The organism is Parafrankia elaeagni, from assembly GCF_000374165.1.
GTDB lineage: Bacteria > Actinomycetota > Actinomycetes > Frankiales > Frankiaceae > Parafrankia > Parafrankia elaeagni.
Genome location: NZ_KB893671.1, coordinates 385,278 through 402,863 on the forward strand (window position 1 = coordinate 385,278; position 17,586 = coordinate 402,863).

Here is a 17,586-nt window from a genome sequence, read left to right on the forward strand (position 1 = left end):
AAACAGCGAGTCGACAGACGCGCGTCCGGACGGAGGAGACGGGTGAGCCCCGACGACGGGTCCGCTTCGCCGGGGGTTACGGCCACCGGCAGCCACGACGAGGTACTCAGGACGGAGCAGCGCAGGGGCGCGGAGCAGAGCGCCGTACGGCTCTCCTCAGCCCCCGTCCCGGCGCCCGCCGGGACCGGCACCGCCCCGTTGACCCCGACCGGCCTGGTGGTGGCGGTCGACGGCCCGGGCGGCTCCGGCAAGAGCACCGTCTCCCGGGAGATCGCGCGCCGGTTGGGCCTGCGCTACCTGGACACGGGCGCCATGTACCGGGCGATCACCCAGGTCGCCCTGGAGCGGCGCATCGACATCGAGGACCCGTCGGCGGTGGCCGAGGTCGCCGAGCGCACGGTGCTCACCGTCGGCACCGACCCCGACCGGCCGTCGATCGCGGTGGACGGGGTCAACGTCGACGAGCAGATCCGCACCCGGGCCGTCACCAACGCGGTGAGCGCGGTCGCCGCGGTGTCCGCGGTCCGCTCCCGGCTGGTCGCCCAGCAGCGGGAGATCATCGCCGAGTCGCTCGCCGCCGGCGGCATCGTGGTCGAGGGCCGTGACATCGGTTCGGTCGTCGCGCCGGACGCGCCGGTCAAGGTCTTCCTCACCGCGTCGACCGAGGTGCGGGCCCTGCGCCGGTCCCGGCAGCTGGGGGAGAAGGGCGTCGACGACGTCGCCCGCACCCTCGCCGAGCTGGATCGCCGCGACGCGCTCGACAGCACGCGGACAGCTGACCCGCTGTCCGTTCCGGACGGTGCCATCGTGCTGGATTCCAGCGCGCTCTCCGTCCCCGAGGTGGTGGACGAAGTCCTGCGTCAGAGCCAGCATCTGCTCGCCGCGACCCCATGACGACCGCCGACCACCCCCTCGACCCCGCGCCCCCGGCGGTGCCGCCAGCCCCCACGGCCGTGCCCGCGTCGCCGGCCCCGGCGGAACCCGAGGAGGCGCGGACCGGTCTCGCCAGGCCCGGTGTCCCGGAGGGGGCAGCGGAGGGAGCGGAGACCTCGGTGGCGCGGGTACGTCCGGCCGAGGTCTCCGAGCTCGCCGCGTCCCGCCCGGCGGGGCGTCCCGTGGCGCGGCAGGCACAGACGGGGCCCGCGCACCGCGGCGCCGAGTCGAAGCCGTTCAACGACATCACCCACCGGGTGCTCAAGCCACCGGTGCGCCAGGTGCTCAACCACCTGGTGATGAGCGTCACTCACGAGGGCTGGGAGAAGGTCCCGCGGGACGAGCCGCTGATCTTCGCGGGCAACCACAGCAGCTGGATGGACGGCCCGCTGGTCGTCATCGAGGCGCCCCGCACCGTGCGGTGCCTGGTGAAGTCCGAGATGTACAAGGGCATCGTGGGCCGGCTGCTGATGTTCGTCGGCCAGATCCCGGTCGACCGTGGGCGCCCGGACCGGGCCGCCCTGCACACCGCGCTGGACGAACTGGGGCGCGGCGGGGCGATCGGGGTGTTCCCCGAGGGCACCCGGGGCAGCGGTGAGATGGCGGCCGTCCAGCACGGCATCGCCTACCTCGCTGTGCACGGCCGGTGCCGGGTGCTGCCGGTGGCCTGCATCAACACCGGCGCGGCGCTGCCGCGGGGGGCGCGCTGGCCGCGTCGCTCGGTGAAGGTCCGGGTGGTGTTCGGCGAGCCGTTCGAGGTGGAGGTGCCGGCGAACCCCCGTTCCCGGCGGGCGCTGGCCGCCGTCGCCGAGGACATCCGGGTACGCCTTGCCGACCATCTGGCAACAGCGCGTGCCGGCGCCGCTCTGGAATCGCCCGGCGCGGAGTAAGTTCTACCGGATCGCTGTTTGTTCCGGGTGCGCCACTACCGTCACTGGAGTACTGCCGTCACTGGAGTACTGGGCCCGCCGTCCGCGGAAGGACAGCTCGTCGTCCCCCACCGAGATGTCCAGTTCACGCGGAGTACAGCAGATCATGAACATCGAAGACCTCGCCGCCGCCGTGCACGATGACGCCGTGGGCGGGGCCGGTCTGCCCGCGCAGGGCGAGCCCGGGCTTCCGGGCGGGTCGTCCACCGGTGGCCAGCCCGTCCTCGCGGTCGTCGGCAGGCCCAACGTCGGCAAGTCGACGCTGGTCAACCGTATTCTCGGGCGCCGCGCGGCCATCATCGAGGACGTCCCGGGCGTCACCCGGGACAGGGTCGCCTACGACGCGGTCTGGAACGGGCGGCGGTTCACCGTCGTCGACACCGGCGGCTGGGAGCCGGACGCCCGCGGCCTGGCCGGGCGGGTCGCCGAGCAGGCCCGGGCCGCGATCGACACGGCCGACGGGGTGCTGTTCGTCATCGACGCCACCGTCGGGGCCACCGACGCGGACGAGGCCGTCGCCCGGGTCCTGCACCGGTCGGGCCGGCCGGTCGTCCTCGCCGCGAACAAGGTCGACGACGCCCGCGCCGAGGCCGACGCGGCCGCGCTGTGGAGCCTCGGCCTGGGGGAGCCGTATCCCGTCTCCGCACTGCATGGCCGCGGCAGCGGTGACCTGCTCGACGCCGTCCTCGCGGTGCTGCCCGAGGCGCCGCGGGAGCAGTTCACCGAGGAGGACGGGCCGCGGCGGGTGGCGCTGATCGGCCGGCCGAACGTGGGCAAGTCCAGTCTGCTGAACAAGCTGGTCGGCTCGGAGCGCTCGCTGGTGGACGACGTCGCCGGCACGACCCGCGACCCGGTCGACGAGCTCGTCACCGTCGGCGGCGAGACCTGGATGTTCATCGACACCGCCGGCCTGCGGCGCCGGGTGAAGGAGGCCTCCGGCGCGGAGTACTACTCCTCCCTGCGCACCGCCGCGGCGCTGGAGGCGGCGGAGGTCGCCATCGTGCTGCTCGACGCGGACGAGCCGGTCACCGAGCAGGACCAGCGGATCATCAGCATGGTCACCGAGGCCGGTCGCGCGCTCGTGCTGGCGTTCAACAAGTGGGACCTGCTCGACACCGAGCGCCGCCTCGACCTCGAGCAGGAGATCGTCCGGGATCTGGGCCGCGTCGCCTGGGCCCCGCGGGTGAACATCTCCGCCCGCACCGGGCGGGCCACCGACCGCCTCGCCCCGGCCCTGCGTACCTCGCTGGAGTCCTGGGGTACCCGGATCCCGACCGGGCGGCTCAACTCCTGGCTCGGCGAGATCGTCGGCGCCACGCCGCCGCCGTCGCGGAGCGGGAAGATCCCCCGGGTCCTGTTCGCCACCCAGGCCGGGGTGCGCCCGCCGCGGTTCGTCGTGTTCACCACCGGCTTCCTGGAGCCGGCCTACCGGCGCTTCCTGGAGCGGAAGCTGCGGGAGGACTTCGGCTTCGCCGGCACCCCGATCGAGATCTCGATCCGCGTGCGGGAGCGCCCCGACCGCCACCGCTGACCTCCCGCCGCGGAGACATCAGGCCGGGGGTGGGACCGGCGGCACGGCCCGGGCGGGCGGGGCCGCGGGCGTCCCCTGAGCCGGTTGGGCCGGCTGAGGGGGCGCAGGGGGCCCAGGCGCTGACGGCGTCGCTGCGGTCGGCCCGAGTACAGCCGGGACCGGGGCGGTGGCGCCGGGCACGGCAGGCGAGATGGTCCCGGGTGCACCGGGCACCCCCGCGGCCGTAGGGGCGGGCGGGCTGTTGGCATGGGCGTAGACGATCAGATTGCTCAGGTAGTGGTTGGTGTTGTCGTCGAACCCGCCGGAACAGGTGATCAGGCGGAGTTCGGGACGGTTCACCGGCCCGTACGCCCGGTCGGTGGGGAACTCCGTCTTGGTCACGTCCTCCGTGCGGTCGACGGTGAAGGTCGTGGTGACGCCGGTCGGGGACGCGACCTCGATCTGGTCGCCGGCACGCAGCGCGCGCAGGCGGTAGAACACGGCCGGCCCACTGGTCGAGTCGTAGTGGCCGACGAGGACGGACGGGCCGAGAGCTCCCGGTGCCGGGCCCTTGTCGTACCAGCCGACGTCCTGCCACTTCTTCGGGACTTCCAGGGTGCCGTCGGCGTTCAGGCCGAGCCGGATGATCGGTGCGTCCAGCCTGATGACCGGGATCCGCAGGCGCGTCGGGTCGGTCACCACGACGGGCGGCAGTGTCGGCACGGGGGGTGCACCGGAACCGCCGGGCACGACCGGGGCCTCCGCTTTGCCTGCCGCGGAGCCGAGATCGCTGACGGCCACCCGCTCGGTATCGGACGGCGGGTCGGAGCCGACGTCCGCCAGACGGAACCCACTTCCGACGATCAGCACCACGCCCGCGACCAGCAGGAGACGGGAGAACGTCATCCGTGCCGGCTGCGGTCCTGCCGTTCCACGTCCCACGTCGCTCTCCGTCCTCTGGGCGGCTCCTGGTACGACAACCAGGAACTACACAACGTGAGGCTATCGGCACGCGGTGGATGCGGACCGTAATCACTCGCGGCGGCGCGTGGGAGTGCGGGGTCGGGCGCGTTCACATCGGCGCAGGGCGGGCGATGGGCTCACGGGGCGCGGCTCGGATCATGTCCCGCAATGGAAGGCCACGCTGTCCGCCGCTCGGCCGCTGTCCGCTCGGAGCCGTCGCACCACGCCGTCTCGCTGCGTCCCATCCGGAGCACTCCTCGTTATGGTGTCACTCGCAGTGACCAAGCCATAACCATGTGTGAGAGAGGGGACCAGATGAAGAAGGGAATGGGACGGAGCGCCGCGCTTCTCGCCATGTCGAGCGCGGCCTCCGTCATCCTCACCTTCGGGCCGGGCCTGACGGCCGCGCACGCCTTCGAGGACAAGGACAAGTGCGGGGACAAGCAGTCCGAGGACTGGTTCGGCGACGACAAGGCCGACAAGGACGGCGAGATCAAGGACGACAAGGTCGCCCGTGCCGCCATCGACGACAAGGACAAGGTCGACGGCGACAAGGACAAGGACGACGACTGGTTCGCCGACAAGGACAAGGACGACGACTGGTTCGCCGACAAGGACAAGGACTGCGCGGTCGGCGGCGGCACGGTGATCGCCGGCGGCGCCGTCGGCGTCGGTGTCGGTGGTGGTGGTGCTCCGGTCGGCGGAGTCGGTGCCGGTGGTGGTGGCGTCGCCGGGGACAGCTCCCCGCTGCTGCCGATCGCCGGGGCCGGCCTCGGTGCCATCCTGATCGGCGCGGGGATGCGCCGCCGCGGGCACGGCTCCATCTGAGTCGGTTCCCCCCGGGGAAGAGCGCGCGGGTCGGCCGGTGTGGTTCCACACCGGCCGGTCCTGCGCGCGTTCTGATGTCCCGGATCTGGTGCCCGGGCCTGGAATGCCGGATCTGGAGTGCCGTCCCGGGTCCGGGGTCCCGGCGTGGGCGCCGGGCCCGGGGTCCCGCCGGTCGCCGGCGATCAGCGGTGCGGTAAAGTCAGCGTCTCGGCAGTGCTTCTCCACGGGTCTGGTTCGGCCAGGCGCGGGCAGGTGCGCCGGGGCGCACCACACCCGGTGTCACACCGGGAGGCGGCCCCGCCCCGGCGGGAGGCCGGATCTCCGGTAGGGTAATGTTGGGTAGTACGGGACGTGGCGCAGCTTGGTAGCGCACCAGACTGGGGGTCTGGGGGTCGCAGGTTCAAATCCTGTCGTCCCGACAGGAGGAAAGCCCTCTCTGCCGTTTGTGGCAGTGGGGGCTTTTGCTTTTTCCGCAGCACTGTTCACGGCCGTCACGTTCCCGCGTCGTCGGGCCTGTGGTGGTGGGTCACCGCGTTGAAACCGCGGTCCCCGCTGCCGGAGTTCGTGGCCGGATCGCGGCCGGATCGCGGCCGGATCGCGGCCGGATCGTGGCCGGCCGGCTCGGGTGCGTCAGTCGACCTCCCGGAGATCCGGAGTGCTCTGGGTCGGTCGGGCCGGGGATCCACCCGTTCGCTGGTCCATCCCGGCTGCATCCCGGCTGCATCCCGGCTGCATCCCGGATGCTCCGGAGTGCCCCTGCGCGGTGCGGGTGACACTCCACCAAGGTTGGTGCGGGATGTGTGCGTTGCCCGCGCATTCTGTTTCGAGCGCATTGCCGGGCTGCGGCGCGCCGGTGTTCCGGCGCCACCGCCCGGCGCTGGTCCGGGCCGTTCGGCGATCGCCGTGGGCGGCCTCGACGGCCCGGACCAGCACGAGGCCGGCGGGCTCCGGGCGGGCTGAATTCCTATACCAGGCAGGCTTCGGTGCCGCCCCGCGGGGTGCATGGGCGATCGCCGGCGGCCATGTGCGTGCGGGCTTGATCCGACGGAAAGTAAGCGGGCATTTCCGCATGGTGATCACATCGCAGGGTGGGTGATTGTTGTGAGGGGGGTGATTGTCGGGCATGTGCCGAAGTCCACTATCTTCAGCTTCGGCACCTGTGTGCAGAGCTATTCGAGAGTGCCGAGCACTGTCCGATGTATGTAAAGCGTCGAGCCGATGCGCCGTGTCCCGTCCCCGGCTCGACTTCCCCTCCGAGACAGGTGGGGCGGGACAAGGGCCGTCAGCGGTCCCGGTGGGTGGGTGGTCGCCCCCCGGTCGGCTGGATGACGGACCCGGTTCCACCGGCCAGCCCCGGGCCGGCGGGACGGCGCGCTGCTGTATCCGGCAGCGCGTGTTGCAGGCGCCGGAGAGAGAAGGACACGCGTTGCCCCGTCGCGGAATTGCCTGGCTGCCCGAGGACTGGGACCAGTTCGTCAAGGGGCGGTCGCGCTCCTCGAACGTCCGATCCGGCACCAGCTCCCGGAGGGGTGCCTCCCACCCGCCGCGGCGGGCCGCGACGATCGCCGCGTTCACCACCGGAACGCTCGCCGCCTCCACCGCCGCGTTCGCCGCTACAGTGCCGTCCACCCCGGAGGCCCCGGCGTCCCTGGAGCCGGGCGCGACCCAGACCGCGTCCGTGCTCCCCGGTCAGGGCGGCGGCGCAGCCGACTCGCCGGAGGCGACGGCGGCGGCCGTGGCGGCACCGCTCGCGGGTGCCATCGCCGCCCCCGACCCGATCTTCACCCGGGTGGCGCTGTCCGCGGACAACTCCACCGTCGCGCCGAACGCGCCGGTCGTCCTCACCGTGCGGGCGCAGGAGGCCAGCGGTGCCCCGCTGAGCAACCAGCAGGTCCGCATCGTCGTGGTGAACGGGCCGAAGTGGCAGACGTCCACCGCGCTGACCACCGACGCGAACGGTCAGGCGCAGGTCACCGCGCGTCTGCTGACCACCACCACGATCACCGCGGTGTTCGACGGCACCAGCGCCCTGCGGCCCTCGGTGGCCGGCTCCGCCACGATCACCATCAAGGCGCCGGTGGCGCCGCGCCCGGCACCGATAAGCCAGGCGATCCCCTCGGTGATCCCGGGCAGCTCCATCGGGGAGAAGGCCGTCTACCTGGCCTCGCTGCAGAAGGGCAAGCCGTACGTGTGGGGCGCGGAGGGGCCCTACTCGTTCGACTGCTCGGGCCTGGTGCAGTACGTCTTCAAGCAGCTCGGGCGCTCGCTGCCGCGCACGGCGCAGGGCCAGTACAACGCGTCGACGCGCGTCCCGCAGTCCGGGAAGCGGCCCGGCGACCTGATCTTCTACGGCACCGAGGGCGACATCTACCACGTGGGCATCTACGCCGGGAACGGCTACATGTGGGCCGCGCCGCAGACCGGCGGTGTCGTCTCGCTGCGCCCCATCTACAGCTCCACCTACAAGGTCGGCCGCATCATGTGACCGGGCGGCGGCGGCCCGCTGCCGCCGCCCGGTCGGTGCCCGTCCTGCCCGGCGCGCCCAGCACACGATGACCCTGCCTGCGCTTATCCGCTAGCGTCTGGGAGACGACCCGCGTCCGCCAGGTCGGCGCGCGAGCCGCTGGGGACTGCCAGCCCTGCCGGCGCCTGCCGGCGCCAGCGGCTGTCACGGCTGTTCACACGTGGCCGGGTCGGGGAGGAGGCACTCGGCGTGACGGCGGCTACGCAGGCCTCCGACCGGATCTGGACCATTCCGAACCTGCTGTCCGGCCTGCGCCTGCTGGGCGTCCCGCTGTTCCTGTGGCTGGCCCTCGGGCCGGAGGCGGACGGCGCCGCACTCGGGGTGCTCGCGTTCGCCGGGGTCAGCGACTACCTGGACGGCAAGCTCGCCCGGGTCCTGAACCAGACCAGCCGCCTCGGGGTGATGCTCGACCCGCTGGCGGACCGGCTCTACATTCTCGCGACGATCATCGCCCTTACTCTGCGTGACATCGTCCCGCTGTGGTTCGCGCTGCTGCTCGTCGCCCGGGACGCCGTCCTGCTGGGGCTGGTGCCGATCCTGCGCCGTCTCCACGTCGGCACCACGCTGCCCGTGCACTATCTGGGCAAGGCGGCCACCTTCAACCTGCTGTACGCCTTCCCGCTGCTGCTGCTGTCCGCCGGTGACTCCTGGCTGGCGACGGCGGCCCGTCCCGTCGGGTGGGCGTTCGCCATCTGGGGTACCGCCCTGTACTGGTGGTCCGGTCTCCTGTACTTCGAACAGGCCCGCCGGCTGGCCGTGGAACAGCGCGCCCGGCCACCCGCCTCCGGATCGGCCGGGCCGGTCGGGCCAGTCGGATCGGCCGGGCCGGCCTCCGGACCGGTGTCCGGGAAGATCGGGAGGTAAGCCTTGAGAGCCGTCGTCATGGCGGGCGGCGAGGGCACCCGGCTGCGGCCGCTGACCGCGAACCTGCCGAAGCCGCTGCTGCCCGTCGTCAACCGCCCGATCATGGAGCATGTGCTGCGGCTGCTCAAGCGGCACGGCTTCGACGAGACGGTGGTGACCGTCCAGTTCCTGGCCGCCATGATCCGGAACTACTTCGGGTCGGGGGACGAGCTGGGCATGCACCTGTCCTACGCCACGGAGACGACCCCGCTGGGCACCGCGGGCAGCGTGAAGAACGCCGAGGACGCCCTGCGCCACGAGCGGTTCCTGGTGATCAGCGGGGACGCGCTGACCGACATCGACCTCACCGCGCTCGTCGCCTACCACCGGGCCCGCGGGGCGCTGGTCACCGTCGCGCTGCGGTCGGTGCCCGACCCGCTGGAGTTCGGCATCGTCATCGCCGGCGAGGACGGGCGGATCTCCCGCTTCCTGGAGAAGCCGACCTGGGGGCAGGTCTTCTCCGACACGGTGAACACCGGCATCTACGTCATGGAACCCGAGGTGCTCGCACACGTCCCGGCAGGGGAGGCCGTGGACTGGTCCGGCGACGTCTTCCCCCGCCTGGTCGCCGCCGGAGCGCCGGTCTACGGCTATGTCGCCGGCGGCTACTGGGAGGACGTCGGCACCATCACCAGCTTCCAGCGGGCGCAGGCGGACGTCCTGAACCGGCAGGTGGACGTCGAGATCGGCGGGTTCGAGGTCTCCCCGGGCGTGTGGATCGGGGAGGACGCCGACGTCCATCCCGACGCCATCCTCAAGGGGCCGCTGGTCGTCGGGGACTACAGCAAGGTCGAGGCCGGCGCCGAGCTGCGGGAGTTCACCGTGCTCGGCAGCAACGTCGTGGTGAAGCGGGGGGCGTTCCTGCACCGCGCGGTCGTCCAGGACAACGCGCTGATCGGCCCGCGGGCGAACCTGCGCGGCTGCGTGATCGGCAAGAGCACCGACGTGCTGCGCGCCGCGCGGATCGAGGAGGGCGCGGTCATCGGGGACGAGTGCGTCATCCAGGAGGAGGCGTTCGTCTCCCACGACGTGAAGGTGTACCCCTTCAAGACGATCGAGGCCGGGGCCGTCGTCAACACCAGCGTGATCTGGGAGTCACGCGGGCAGCGCTCGCTGTTCGGGCCGCGCGGGGTCTCCGGCCTGGTCAACGCCGAGATCACCCCGGAGCTGGTGGTGCGCCTGGCCAGCGCCTACGCGACGACCCTGAAGAAGGGGACCACCGTCACCACCGCCCGCGACGGCTCGCGGGCGGCCCGCGCCCTCAAGCGGGCCGTGATCAGCGCGCTCACCGCGGGCGCGATCAACGTCCGGGACCTGGAGGTCGCCCCGCTGCCGGTGGCGCGCTTCGACGTGCGGACCTCCGCCGCCGCCGGCGGCATCATGCTGCGCTCCAAGCCCGGCGACGCGGAGCGCATCGACATCGTCTTCCTCGACGCGGACGGGCACGATCTCACCCCGGCCGCGCAGCGCAAGCTCGACCGGGTCTTCACCCGGCAGGAGTTCCGCCGCGCGTTCCCCGGCGAGATCGGCGACCTGCGCTTCCCCGCCCGCACGGCGGACGTCTACACCCAGGACCTGCTCGACCGCGTCGACACCAGGGGCCTGGCCGAGGCCGATCTGAAGGTGGTCGTCGACCCGTCCGGGGGAGCGGCGTCGCTGCTGCTGCCCACCCTGCTCGGCCGGCTCGGGGTGGACGTGCTGACCGTCAACGGCCGCCTGGACGAGACCTACCCCGAACCCGGCGCCGCCCAGGAACGCCGCGCCCTGGACCGGCTGGGCGCGCTGGTGGCCAGCTCGCGGGCGGCCTTCGGGGTGCGCTTCGACCACATCGGTGAGCGGATCACCATCGTCGACGAGCGCGGCGACCTCATCAGCGACGAGCGGGCGCTGCTGGTCATGCTCGACCTCGTCGCCGCGGAGAACCGCGGCTCGACGGTCGCCGTCCCGGTCGCCACCACCCAGGTGGCCGACCAGGTCAGCCGTTTCCACGGGCTGACCCTGCGGCGGATCCCGATGTCCGGCGCGGGACTGTCCAAGATTGTGGAGAGCGAGCGGGTGGTGTTCGCCGCGGACGGGCGCGGCGGCTTCGTCGTCCCCGAGTTCGCCCCGGTGATCGACGGGCTGGCCGTGTTCGTCCGACTGGTCGCGCTGGTCGCGCGTACCCGCCTCACCCTGAGCGCGATCGACTCCCGGATCCCGCCGGTCGCCATGGTCCGCACCTCGGTACCGACCCCCTGGGCCGAGAAGGGCATGGTCATGCGGCGCGTCGTCGAATCGGTCGACAGCGGCTCCGGGGCGCGGGTGGACACCACGGACGGGGTCCGCATCGTCAGCCTCGACGGCTCCTGGGTGCTCGTGCTGCCCGACCCGTCCGAGGCCGTCACCCATCTGTGGGCCGAGGCGGCCGACCTGGACGACGCCGAGGCCCTCATTCGCCGGTGGAGCGCCGTGGTGGCCACGGCGCCGCCGGTGGACGCTCCCACCGGCCAGGCCTGACCGGTGGTGACCGCGCCCCGATTGGCGCGGCACGGGGGGAACCCCCGGCCTTCGGGCCGGAGAGGACGTCAAGATGCCAGGTGTGCACGTACGGACACGGACCCACCCGCCGGCACCGTCCCCCGCGCCGCCGGTCGAGGACCGGCTGGTGACCCGCGGGCAGCCGCGGCCGCCGTCGACCCCTGACCCGACGGAGCCGACCCGCGGGCAGGAGGCTTCGCCCCTCAGGCAGGTGACCGAGACGGCGCTCGACCCCGCCTACGCGCGCGCGGCCGCCCGGGCGCCCGACCAGGCGGCCGTGCGGGGGCCGGTCTCTCCCCGGAGTGCGCCGCACCGTCTGCTTCTTCCCCTCGTGCTGCTGCTCGTGGGCCTGCTCACCGCGGTGAGCCTGCAGACGGCAGCGCAGTCGGCACCGGCCCGGGAGCGACTGCGGGGCCTGCTGGGCACCGTCTACGAAACCCGGTCGGAGCAGCGGGACGACCTCGCCGGTGGGGTGCGCGAGCAACGTTCCGTCACCGCCGACATGCTCACCCGCCGGCGCCTGGCGGATGAGGCCTGGGCTGCCGCGACGGAGCGGATCGGCTCTCTTGCGGCCCCGGCCGGGCTCGCGCCGGCCCGGGGCCCGGGGGTCCGGGTGACGCTGGTCGATCCGCCGACCGGCCCGGCGTCCGACGCGGGGAACCCACGCCCGCTCGCGCAGGGCCCGAACAGCAGGCTCGCCGACCACGACCTGGCCGACATGGTGAACCTGCTGTGGAGCGCAGGGGCCGAGGCTGTCGCGGTCAACGGGGTCCGGCTCACCGCGCTGAGCGCGGTCCGGGCCGCCGGCGACGCGATCCTGGTCGGCCTGAGCCCGGTCGAGGCCCCCTATGTGATCGAGGCGATCGGTGTCCCTGGCACGATCGTGGCCCGAGTGGCCTCCGCGTCGGTCACCGTCCGGTTGCGCACCCGGGTGGGCGCCCCGCCGGACGCGGTCACCGTCGCGCGGCTCGACGAGGTGACGGTCCCGGCGGCGCCGGGACCAGACCTCCGATACGCCCGAGGGAGTGGATCATGACCCGTGAAGGCGCGATCACCGGACTGCTGGCACTCGTCGTCGGTGTCGTCGCCGGGCTGCTGGCCGCCCCGCGGCCGCCCGCCTGGCTCGACCCGTACCTCCCGGTGGCGGTGATGGCCGCGGTCGACGCGGCGGTCGGCGGGCTGCGAGCCGCGCTGGAGCGGGTCTTCTCCGACCGGGTCTTCGTGGTGTCCTTTCTGTCGGACGTCGCCCTCGCGGTCGCCCTGGTCGCACTGGGCGACGCCCTCGGGGTCGGTGGCGCGATGTCGACGGCGGTGGTCGTCGTCCTCGGCATCAGGATCTTCACCAACGCGAGCGCGGTCCGGCGATCGCTGCTGAAGCCTTGACCGCCGACCACGAGGCCGTCGGCGACGGCGCGGCGGGAGCGGCGCCTGTCGCGGAGGCGGCGGCAGCTGTCACGGAGGCGGCGGCAGCTGTCACGGGGGGAGCGGTGCCTGTCGCGGAGGCGACTGTCGGCAACACGACGCAGGGCGGCGGCGGTCTGGCGCGTCCGGCGTTGCGGATCGTCAGTGTCCTGCTGCTCGCGGGACTGGGATTCGGCCTGGCCGTGATGATCAGATCCGCCGACCCGGCCGACCGTCTCGGCAGGCTGCGACCGGACGAGCTCGCGGCCGAGCTGGAGAATCTCTCCGCCGACGGGCAGCGCCTGCAGGACGAGGCCGGCGGCCTGCGTGCGACCCAGTCGGCGATCGCGGACGGCGCGCGCGGCGACGCCGACATCGACCGGGCCCGACAGGAGGCCGACGCACTCGCCGTGCTGGCCGGGACCAGCCCGGCGACGGGTCCGGGCGTCACCCTGACGATCGACGACCCTCGGGGCACCGTCGAGGCGTGGATTCTCGTCGACGCGCTGCAGGAACTGCGGGACGCCGGGGCCGAGGCCATCGAGCTGTCGGGCGTGCGGGTGGTGGCCTCGACCTACATCGTCGACGCCCCGGGCGGGGGCATGACCGTCGACGGCGGCCAGGTCGCCGGGCCGTATGTCATGCGGGCCATCGGGGATGCGCATACGCTCGCGCAGGCGATGCGGATTCCTGGCGGGGTGCTCGATACGGTAGCTACCCGGGACGGCGCGCAGGCCGAGGTCGCGAACTCCGAGCAGATCGAGATCAGGGCCCTGCGCACCGCACCGAGCCCTCGTTTCGCCCGTCCCGCGGACTGATCGACAGCCCCGCACGGACGGGGCGGGGGCGTCGGGCCGTCGGCGGGCCGCCGGGTCCGCGACAGGCCGGCGCCGGTGTCCGGTACCGGTGCAGCACCACGACCGCAGGAGGCGATTGCGCTGTATCCCGAGGACCTGAAGTACACCCGCGAGCACGAGTGGGCCCGGGCCGAGGGGACCACGGTGCGGGTCGGTATCACCGCGTATGCCCAGGAGGCGCTCGGTGACATCGTCTTCGTCTCGCTGCCGGAGGTCGGGGCGCCGGTCGCGGCCGGTGAGCCGTGTGGCGAGGTGGAGTCGACCAAGAGCGTCTCCGACATCTATGCCCCCGTCTCGGGCACGGTCGCGGCGCGCAACGAGGCCCTCGTCGCGGCGCCGGAGCTGGTGAACTCCGATCCGTACGGCGAGGGCTGGCTGGTCGAGGTGACTGTCGCCGAACCGTCCGTGCTCGACGAGTTGCTGGATGCCGCCCAGTACGGCGAGTATGCCAAGGAGCAGTAGCACACCCCGGTGACGGCCGGCGGCGGGAGGCCTCCGCGGGGGGCCGGGCCTCGGCGGGCCACGCCGAGGCCACGTCTGACCGTTTCGGGGGTCGCGGGGCGGGCTCCGGTGTCCGTCCGGGCGGGGTGACGATCGGCCGTCCGTCACCCGCGAACCCCCGCACCAGACGATCCGTGTACGGACTGTGGTCGCCGGAGCATTCTTTGGTGACGTGCAGTGTGCGTGGCTGTCGCGCTTCAGGGTGGAGCGCAGGTTTGTCTGTTATGTCGTCCTGCGTTCCGTGTCAAGGCGGGGATGCTCGTCGCGTGCGTCCGGTGACGCCACGCCGAACAATCGCCCGCCGCACCCTTTTCACGACGGTGCTCCTGATGCACTAGCCTCGGAGTGCGCCGTGACGGCCGCGGCCGCGGATGCTGCCGCGTTCGGTCGTCTGCGTGGGGTGATGTCCCGGATGCGTCGGGTCAGCCCCTGTCGGGCACCATTCCCGCTGCCGTGAGGGCGGCGGACCGAGCGGCCGGCCACCCGCCTGCGGGCGTCCGGCAGGAAGCGGACGAGACTGTGTTCTGCACGAGGTGCGGCCAGCAGAACCCGTCCGACGCGCTGTACTGCGCGCGGTGCGGGTCGCCTCTGGTGCGTCCGGGCGAGCCCGTGGCGCCGGAGCGCCCCGCGGAGCAGACCTCCACGCTGAATCTCGCCGCCGCGCTCTCCGGGATCGAGGGCGACCACGTCGACGAGTCGACCGAGCGTGACGCCGTCGCCGCGGTCGACGCGCTGCCGCCCGGGTCGGCGCTGCTGGTGGTCAAGCGCGGCCCGAACGCGGGCAGCCGGTTCCTGCTGGACGCTGATCTCACCACGGTGGGTCGCCATCCGGAGAGCGACATCTTCCTCGACGACGTGACCGTCTCGCGGCGGCATGCCGAGTTCCACCGCTCGCCGTACACCAAGGGCTTCTCCGTCCGCGATGTCGGCAGCCTCAACGGCACCTACCTGAACCGCGAGCGGATCGACTCGGCCGAGCTCACCGGCGGGGACGAGGTCCAGATCGGAAAGTTTCGCCTCGTCTTCCTGACGGGGGCGACCTATGGGGGGGTCGGAGCACGGTGAACGGGGTCACGGGGCGGTGAGCGGCGGCAGCGGCGCCGCGGCGGAGTCGATGCGGCCGTCCGTTTCCGCGGGTGACGCCCGGTCGGCCGCTGGCCGGCGGGGCACGCCCGCGCGGGCGGGGGACGCCGCGAAGACGCTGAACATCGGCGAGGTGCTGGACCGGCTACGCGCCGAGTATCCCGACATCACCCTGTCGAAGATCCGGTATCTCGAGTCGGAGGGGCTCGTCGAGCCGGCCCGCACGAGTGCCAACTACCGCAAGTACTCGCTGGATGACGTCCTGCGCCTGCGGCACGTCCTGCACGCGCAGCGGGAGCGCTATCTCCCGCTGCGCGTGATCAAGGAGGAGCTCGCCGCGCTGGACCGGGGGGAGACCCAGCTGCCGAGGACGGGTCCCCGGGCGGTGCCGGACCGGCCGGCGGGGCGTGGCCTGGACTCGCTGCTGGGAGCCGAGCGGATCCGGATATCCCGCCGGGAGCTGCTGGCCGCGAGTGGGCTGGACGACGACGTGCTGGCGGAGCTGGAGAGCAACGGGCTCGTCGGGCCGATCGCGGGCGGCGGGTACTACGACGCCGACGCGCTGCTGGTGGCCCGTACCGTGGCCCTGCTGGCGGCTCACGGGGTCCAGGTCCGGCACCTGCGGGCGGCGCGGGCCGCGGCCGACCGTGAGGCCGGTCTCATCGAGGCGGCGGTGGCCCCGCTGCGGTCGGGGCGTCTCGGCGAGACCGACGGCCGGGCTGCGGAGACCGTCGACGAGCTCGCCACGCTGCTGGTGCGCATGCACGCGGCGCTGCTGCGTACCCGGCTTGCCGCCGTTCGCTCGGGGTAGTGCACGGGTATCCACTACCCAAATGGTGCGATCGTCAACGGAAAGTGAGAAGCGACGGGCACGCTGACGCGGGGCGGTAGCGGGGATACTGTCTCCTCGTGGGGTTTTCTGGCTCCGGTCACAGCGTTCCGCCCTGCCCCACCTGCGCTAGGAGGTAGATCGGTGCATCGGCTGGACATCGTCGGCGTGCGTGTCGAGCTTCCGTCGAAGCAGCCGATCGTCCTGCTCAAGGAGGTGGGCGGGGAACGGTACCTGCCGATCTGGATCGGGGCGGTCGAGGCCACGGCGATCGCCTTTGCCCAGGAGGGCATCACGACCGCCCGACCGATGACGCACGACCTGATGAGGGACGTGCTGCGGGCCCTGCAGACGGAGCTGACCCAGGTCACCATCACCGACCTGCAGGACGGCGTCTTCTTCGCGACCCTGGTGTTCGGCAACGGCGTGGAGGTCTCGGCCCGTCCCTCGGACGCGATCGCGCTGGCCATGCGGATGGGCGTGCCCGTGTACGGCGTGGAGGCGGTGCTCGCCGAGGCCGGCATCACCGTCCCCGAGGAGCAGGAGCAGGAACAGGAGAGCGAGCTGGAGAAGTTCCGGGAGTTCCTGGACACCATCTCGCCGGAGGACTTCAACACGCCGGGTTCGTGATCCGGAGAGCGGTGTCGCCGCGCCGGTACCCGGTACCCGGTACCGGGGAGGCGGTGCCGCGCTCTCCGGTGCGGCGGGCCCGCCTACCACGTGGACGGCGCCGCGGGGCCGGGCCGGCAGGTCCGGCATGACCGATCCGGGGGCGTGGCCGTGGCTGTGGGCCCGACACGCCGTCCGACCTGAGGCGATTCGTCCGGGTGAAACCGGACTCGACCGGCTGGCACCAGCATGTCCGCTGGACTACGGACACGCTGCCTTGGATCATTGAAGGGGCGGTGCCCCGGCCCCTACGGTCGGGCGAACCATCGCCGGGCCTGGCGGGGAGCAGGGGCCGTCCACCGCGGCGGGGGCGGTCGCGGCCGTGTCGCAGTGCTGCGGCGGCGCGTCCGTGGTGATGGGGTGGCGGTGGTGGTGCGACGGCGGTGATGTGTGTGGCGTCGTCGGCGGGCGGGCCGTGAGGCTCCCGGACTGTCCGGAGGATGGGACTGGTGAAGAGTGGCACCTCGATGGGGGCAGCCGCGCGGGTGGCGCCGGACGATGAGGATCCGCACTGGGAGGATGACGAGCGGGCGACCATGATCGAGCAGGGTCAGCTCTTCGGGGACGAGATCCCGCAGCCGCCGGGCGACGACGTCGGCTACCGGGGGCCGACAGCCTGCGCCGCCGCCGGCATCACCTACCGCCAGCTCGACTACTGGGCCCGTACCGGCCTGGTGGTCCCGAGTGTGCGGGGGGCCAGTGGGTCCGGCAGCCAGCGGCTCTACTCCTTCCGTGACGTGCTGGTCCTGCGGGTCGTCCGCAAGCTGCTCGAGGCCGGCGTGTCGCTGCAGAACATCCGGGCCGCGGTCGAGCACCTGCGTACGCGTGGGGTGGCCGACCTGGCGCACCTGACGCTGATCAGCGACGGCTCGACGGTCTACGAGTGCACCTCGGACGACGAGGTCATCGATCTGGTCCGGGGTGGCCAGGGCGTCTTCGCGATCGCGGTCGGGCGGGCCCTGGAGGACATGCGCGGCCAGCTCGCCGAGCTGCCCTGCGAGCGGCCCGGCCAGCCGCCCGCGGCCCACCCGGGAGACGAGCTGGCGCACCGCCGGCGTCGCCGCAGCTCGGCCTGAGCGGCCCCGGCGGCTCGGACTGGGCGGGGAATCGGCGGCCGGCTGCCGCCCGGGTGGCGGCTG

16 protein-coding genes and 1 tRNA gene are annotated in these 17,586 nt (G+C 72.9%); 16 read left to right on the forward strand and 1 reads right to left on the reverse strand.

Features of this window, described 5'->3' with window-relative positions:
* The first annotated feature begins 42 nt into the window (after nucleotides 1-42).
* The 3 genes from cmk to der all read left to right on the forward strand — a co-directional run bounded on the left by cmk (nucleotide 43) and on the right by der (nucleotide 3,393).
* Complete coding sequence (gene cmk, locus B207_RS0103415; protein ID WP_018635112.1) at nucleotides 43-894, forward strand: (d)CMP kinase; 852 nt, start codon at nucleotides 43-45, stop codon at nucleotides 892-894.
* Complete coding sequence (locus B207_RS32320; protein ID WP_018635113.1) at nucleotides 891-1,823, forward strand: lysophospholipid acyltransferase family protein; 933 nt, start codon at nucleotides 891-893, stop codon at nucleotides 1,821-1,823. Before cmk ends, B207_RS32320 begins: the two co-directional genes overlap by 4 nt.
* Nucleotides 1,824-1,968: 145 nt before the next feature.
* Nucleotides 1,969-3,393 (forward strand): ribosome biogenesis GTPase Der, encoded by a 1,425-nt coding sequence (der, locus tag B207_RS0103425; RefSeq protein WP_026310625.1) that lies wholly within the window; start codon nucleotides 1,969-1,971, stop codon nucleotides 3,391-3,393.
* Nucleotides 3,394-3,411: 18 nt separating this feature from the next.
* Here the strand turns inward: der and B207_RS32325 are convergent, their stop codons facing one another.
* Entirely contained in the window at nucleotides 3,412-4,314 is a 903-nt protein-coding gene (locus tag B207_RS32325; RefSeq protein ID WP_230204802.1) for a class F sortase, read from the reverse strand.
* A 336-nt stretch (nucleotides 4,315-4,650) separates the two neighbouring features.
* Between B207_RS32325 and B207_RS0103435 the strand changes: the two genes are divergently transcribed.
* The 13 genes from B207_RS0103435 to B207_RS0103505 all read left to right on the forward strand — a co-directional run bounded on the left by B207_RS0103435 (nucleotide 4,651) and on the right by B207_RS0103505 (nucleotide 17,523).
* Nucleotides 4,651-5,163 carry a hypothetical protein gene (locus tag B207_RS0103435; RefSeq protein WP_026310626.1) on the forward strand — a complete coding sequence of 171 codons (513 nt, stop codon included), beginning with the start codon at nucleotides 4,651-4,653 and terminating at the stop codon, nucleotides 5,161-5,163.
* A gap of 345 nt (nucleotides 5,164-5,508) precedes the next feature.
* A tRNA-Pro gene (locus B207_RS0103440) sits at nucleotides 5,509-5,582 on the forward strand.
* A 1,007-nt stretch (nucleotides 5,583-6,589) separates the two neighbouring features.
* Nucleotides 6,590-7,648 (forward strand): C40 family peptidase, encoded by a 1,059-nt coding sequence (locus B207_RS0103455; protein ID WP_018635119.1) that lies wholly within the window; start codon nucleotides 6,590-6,592, stop codon nucleotides 7,646-7,648.
* 228 nt (nucleotides 7,649-7,876) lie between these two features.
* Nucleotides 7,877-8,551, forward strand: coding sequence for a CDP-alcohol phosphatidyltransferase family protein (locus B207_RS0103460; RefSeq protein WP_018635120.1), 675 nt, complete (start codon nucleotides 7,877-7,879; stop codon nucleotides 8,549-8,551).
* An 18-nt stretch (nucleotides 8,552-8,569) separates the two neighbouring features.
* Complete coding sequence (locus B207_RS0103465) at nucleotides 8,570-11,086, forward strand: sugar phosphate nucleotidyltransferase (protein ID WP_018635121.1); 2,517 nt, start codon at nucleotides 8,570-8,572, stop codon at nucleotides 11,084-11,086.
* 73 nt (nucleotides 11,087-11,159) lie between these two features.
* On the forward strand, nucleotides 11,160-12,143 hold the full coding sequence (locus tag B207_RS0103470; protein ID WP_154675111.1) for a DUF881 domain-containing protein: 984 nt from the start codon (nucleotides 11,160-11,162) through the stop codon (nucleotides 12,141-12,143).
* Nucleotides 12,140-12,490, forward strand: a complete 351-nt coding sequence (locus B207_RS0103475) for a DUF1290 domain-containing protein (protein WP_018635123.1) — start codon at nucleotides 12,140-12,142, stop codon at nucleotides 12,488-12,490. The genes B207_RS0103470 and B207_RS0103475 overlap by 4 nt, the downstream gene beginning before the upstream one ends.
* The gene (locus B207_RS32330; protein ID WP_018635124.1) at nucleotides 12,487-13,326 is read left to right on the forward strand and encodes a DUF881 domain-containing protein; all 840 of its coding nucleotides are present in this window, start codon (nucleotides 12,487-12,489) and stop codon (nucleotides 13,324-13,326) included. Before B207_RS0103475 ends, B207_RS32330 begins: the two co-directional genes overlap by 4 nt.
* A 120-nt stretch (nucleotides 13,327-13,446) precedes the next feature.
* Complete coding sequence (gene gcvH, locus B207_RS0103485) at nucleotides 13,447-13,827, forward strand: glycine cleavage system protein GcvH (RefSeq protein ID WP_026310628.1); 381 nt, start codon at nucleotides 13,447-13,449, stop codon at nucleotides 13,825-13,827.
* Between the two features lie 558 nt (nucleotides 13,828-14,385).
* The gene (locus tag B207_RS0103490) at nucleotides 14,386-14,931 is read left to right on the forward strand and encodes an FHA domain-containing protein (RefSeq protein ID WP_018635126.1); all 546 of its coding nucleotides are present in this window, start codon (nucleotides 14,386-14,388) and stop codon (nucleotides 14,929-14,931) included.
* A 16-nt stretch (nucleotides 14,932-14,947) separates the two neighbouring features.
* Nucleotides 14,948-15,760 carry a transcriptional regulator FtsR gene (gene ftsR / locus B207_RS0103495; protein WP_026310629.1) on the forward strand — a complete coding sequence of 271 codons (813 nt, stop codon included), beginning with the start codon at nucleotides 14,948-14,950 and terminating at the stop codon, nucleotides 15,758-15,760.
* Between the two features lie 162 nt (nucleotides 15,761-15,922).
* Nucleotides 15,923-16,408 (forward strand): bifunctional nuclease family protein, encoded by a 486-nt coding sequence (locus tag B207_RS0103500; protein ID WP_018499998.1) that lies wholly within the window; start codon nucleotides 15,923-15,925, stop codon nucleotides 16,406-16,408.
* 488 nt (nucleotides 16,409-16,896) lie between these two features.
* The gene (locus B207_RS0103505; protein ID WP_018635128.1) at nucleotides 16,897-17,523 is read left to right on the forward strand and encodes a MerR family transcriptional regulator; all 627 of its coding nucleotides are present in this window, start codon (nucleotides 16,897-16,899) and stop codon (nucleotides 17,521-17,523) included.
* Nucleotides 17,524-17,586: the final 63 nt, after the last annotated feature.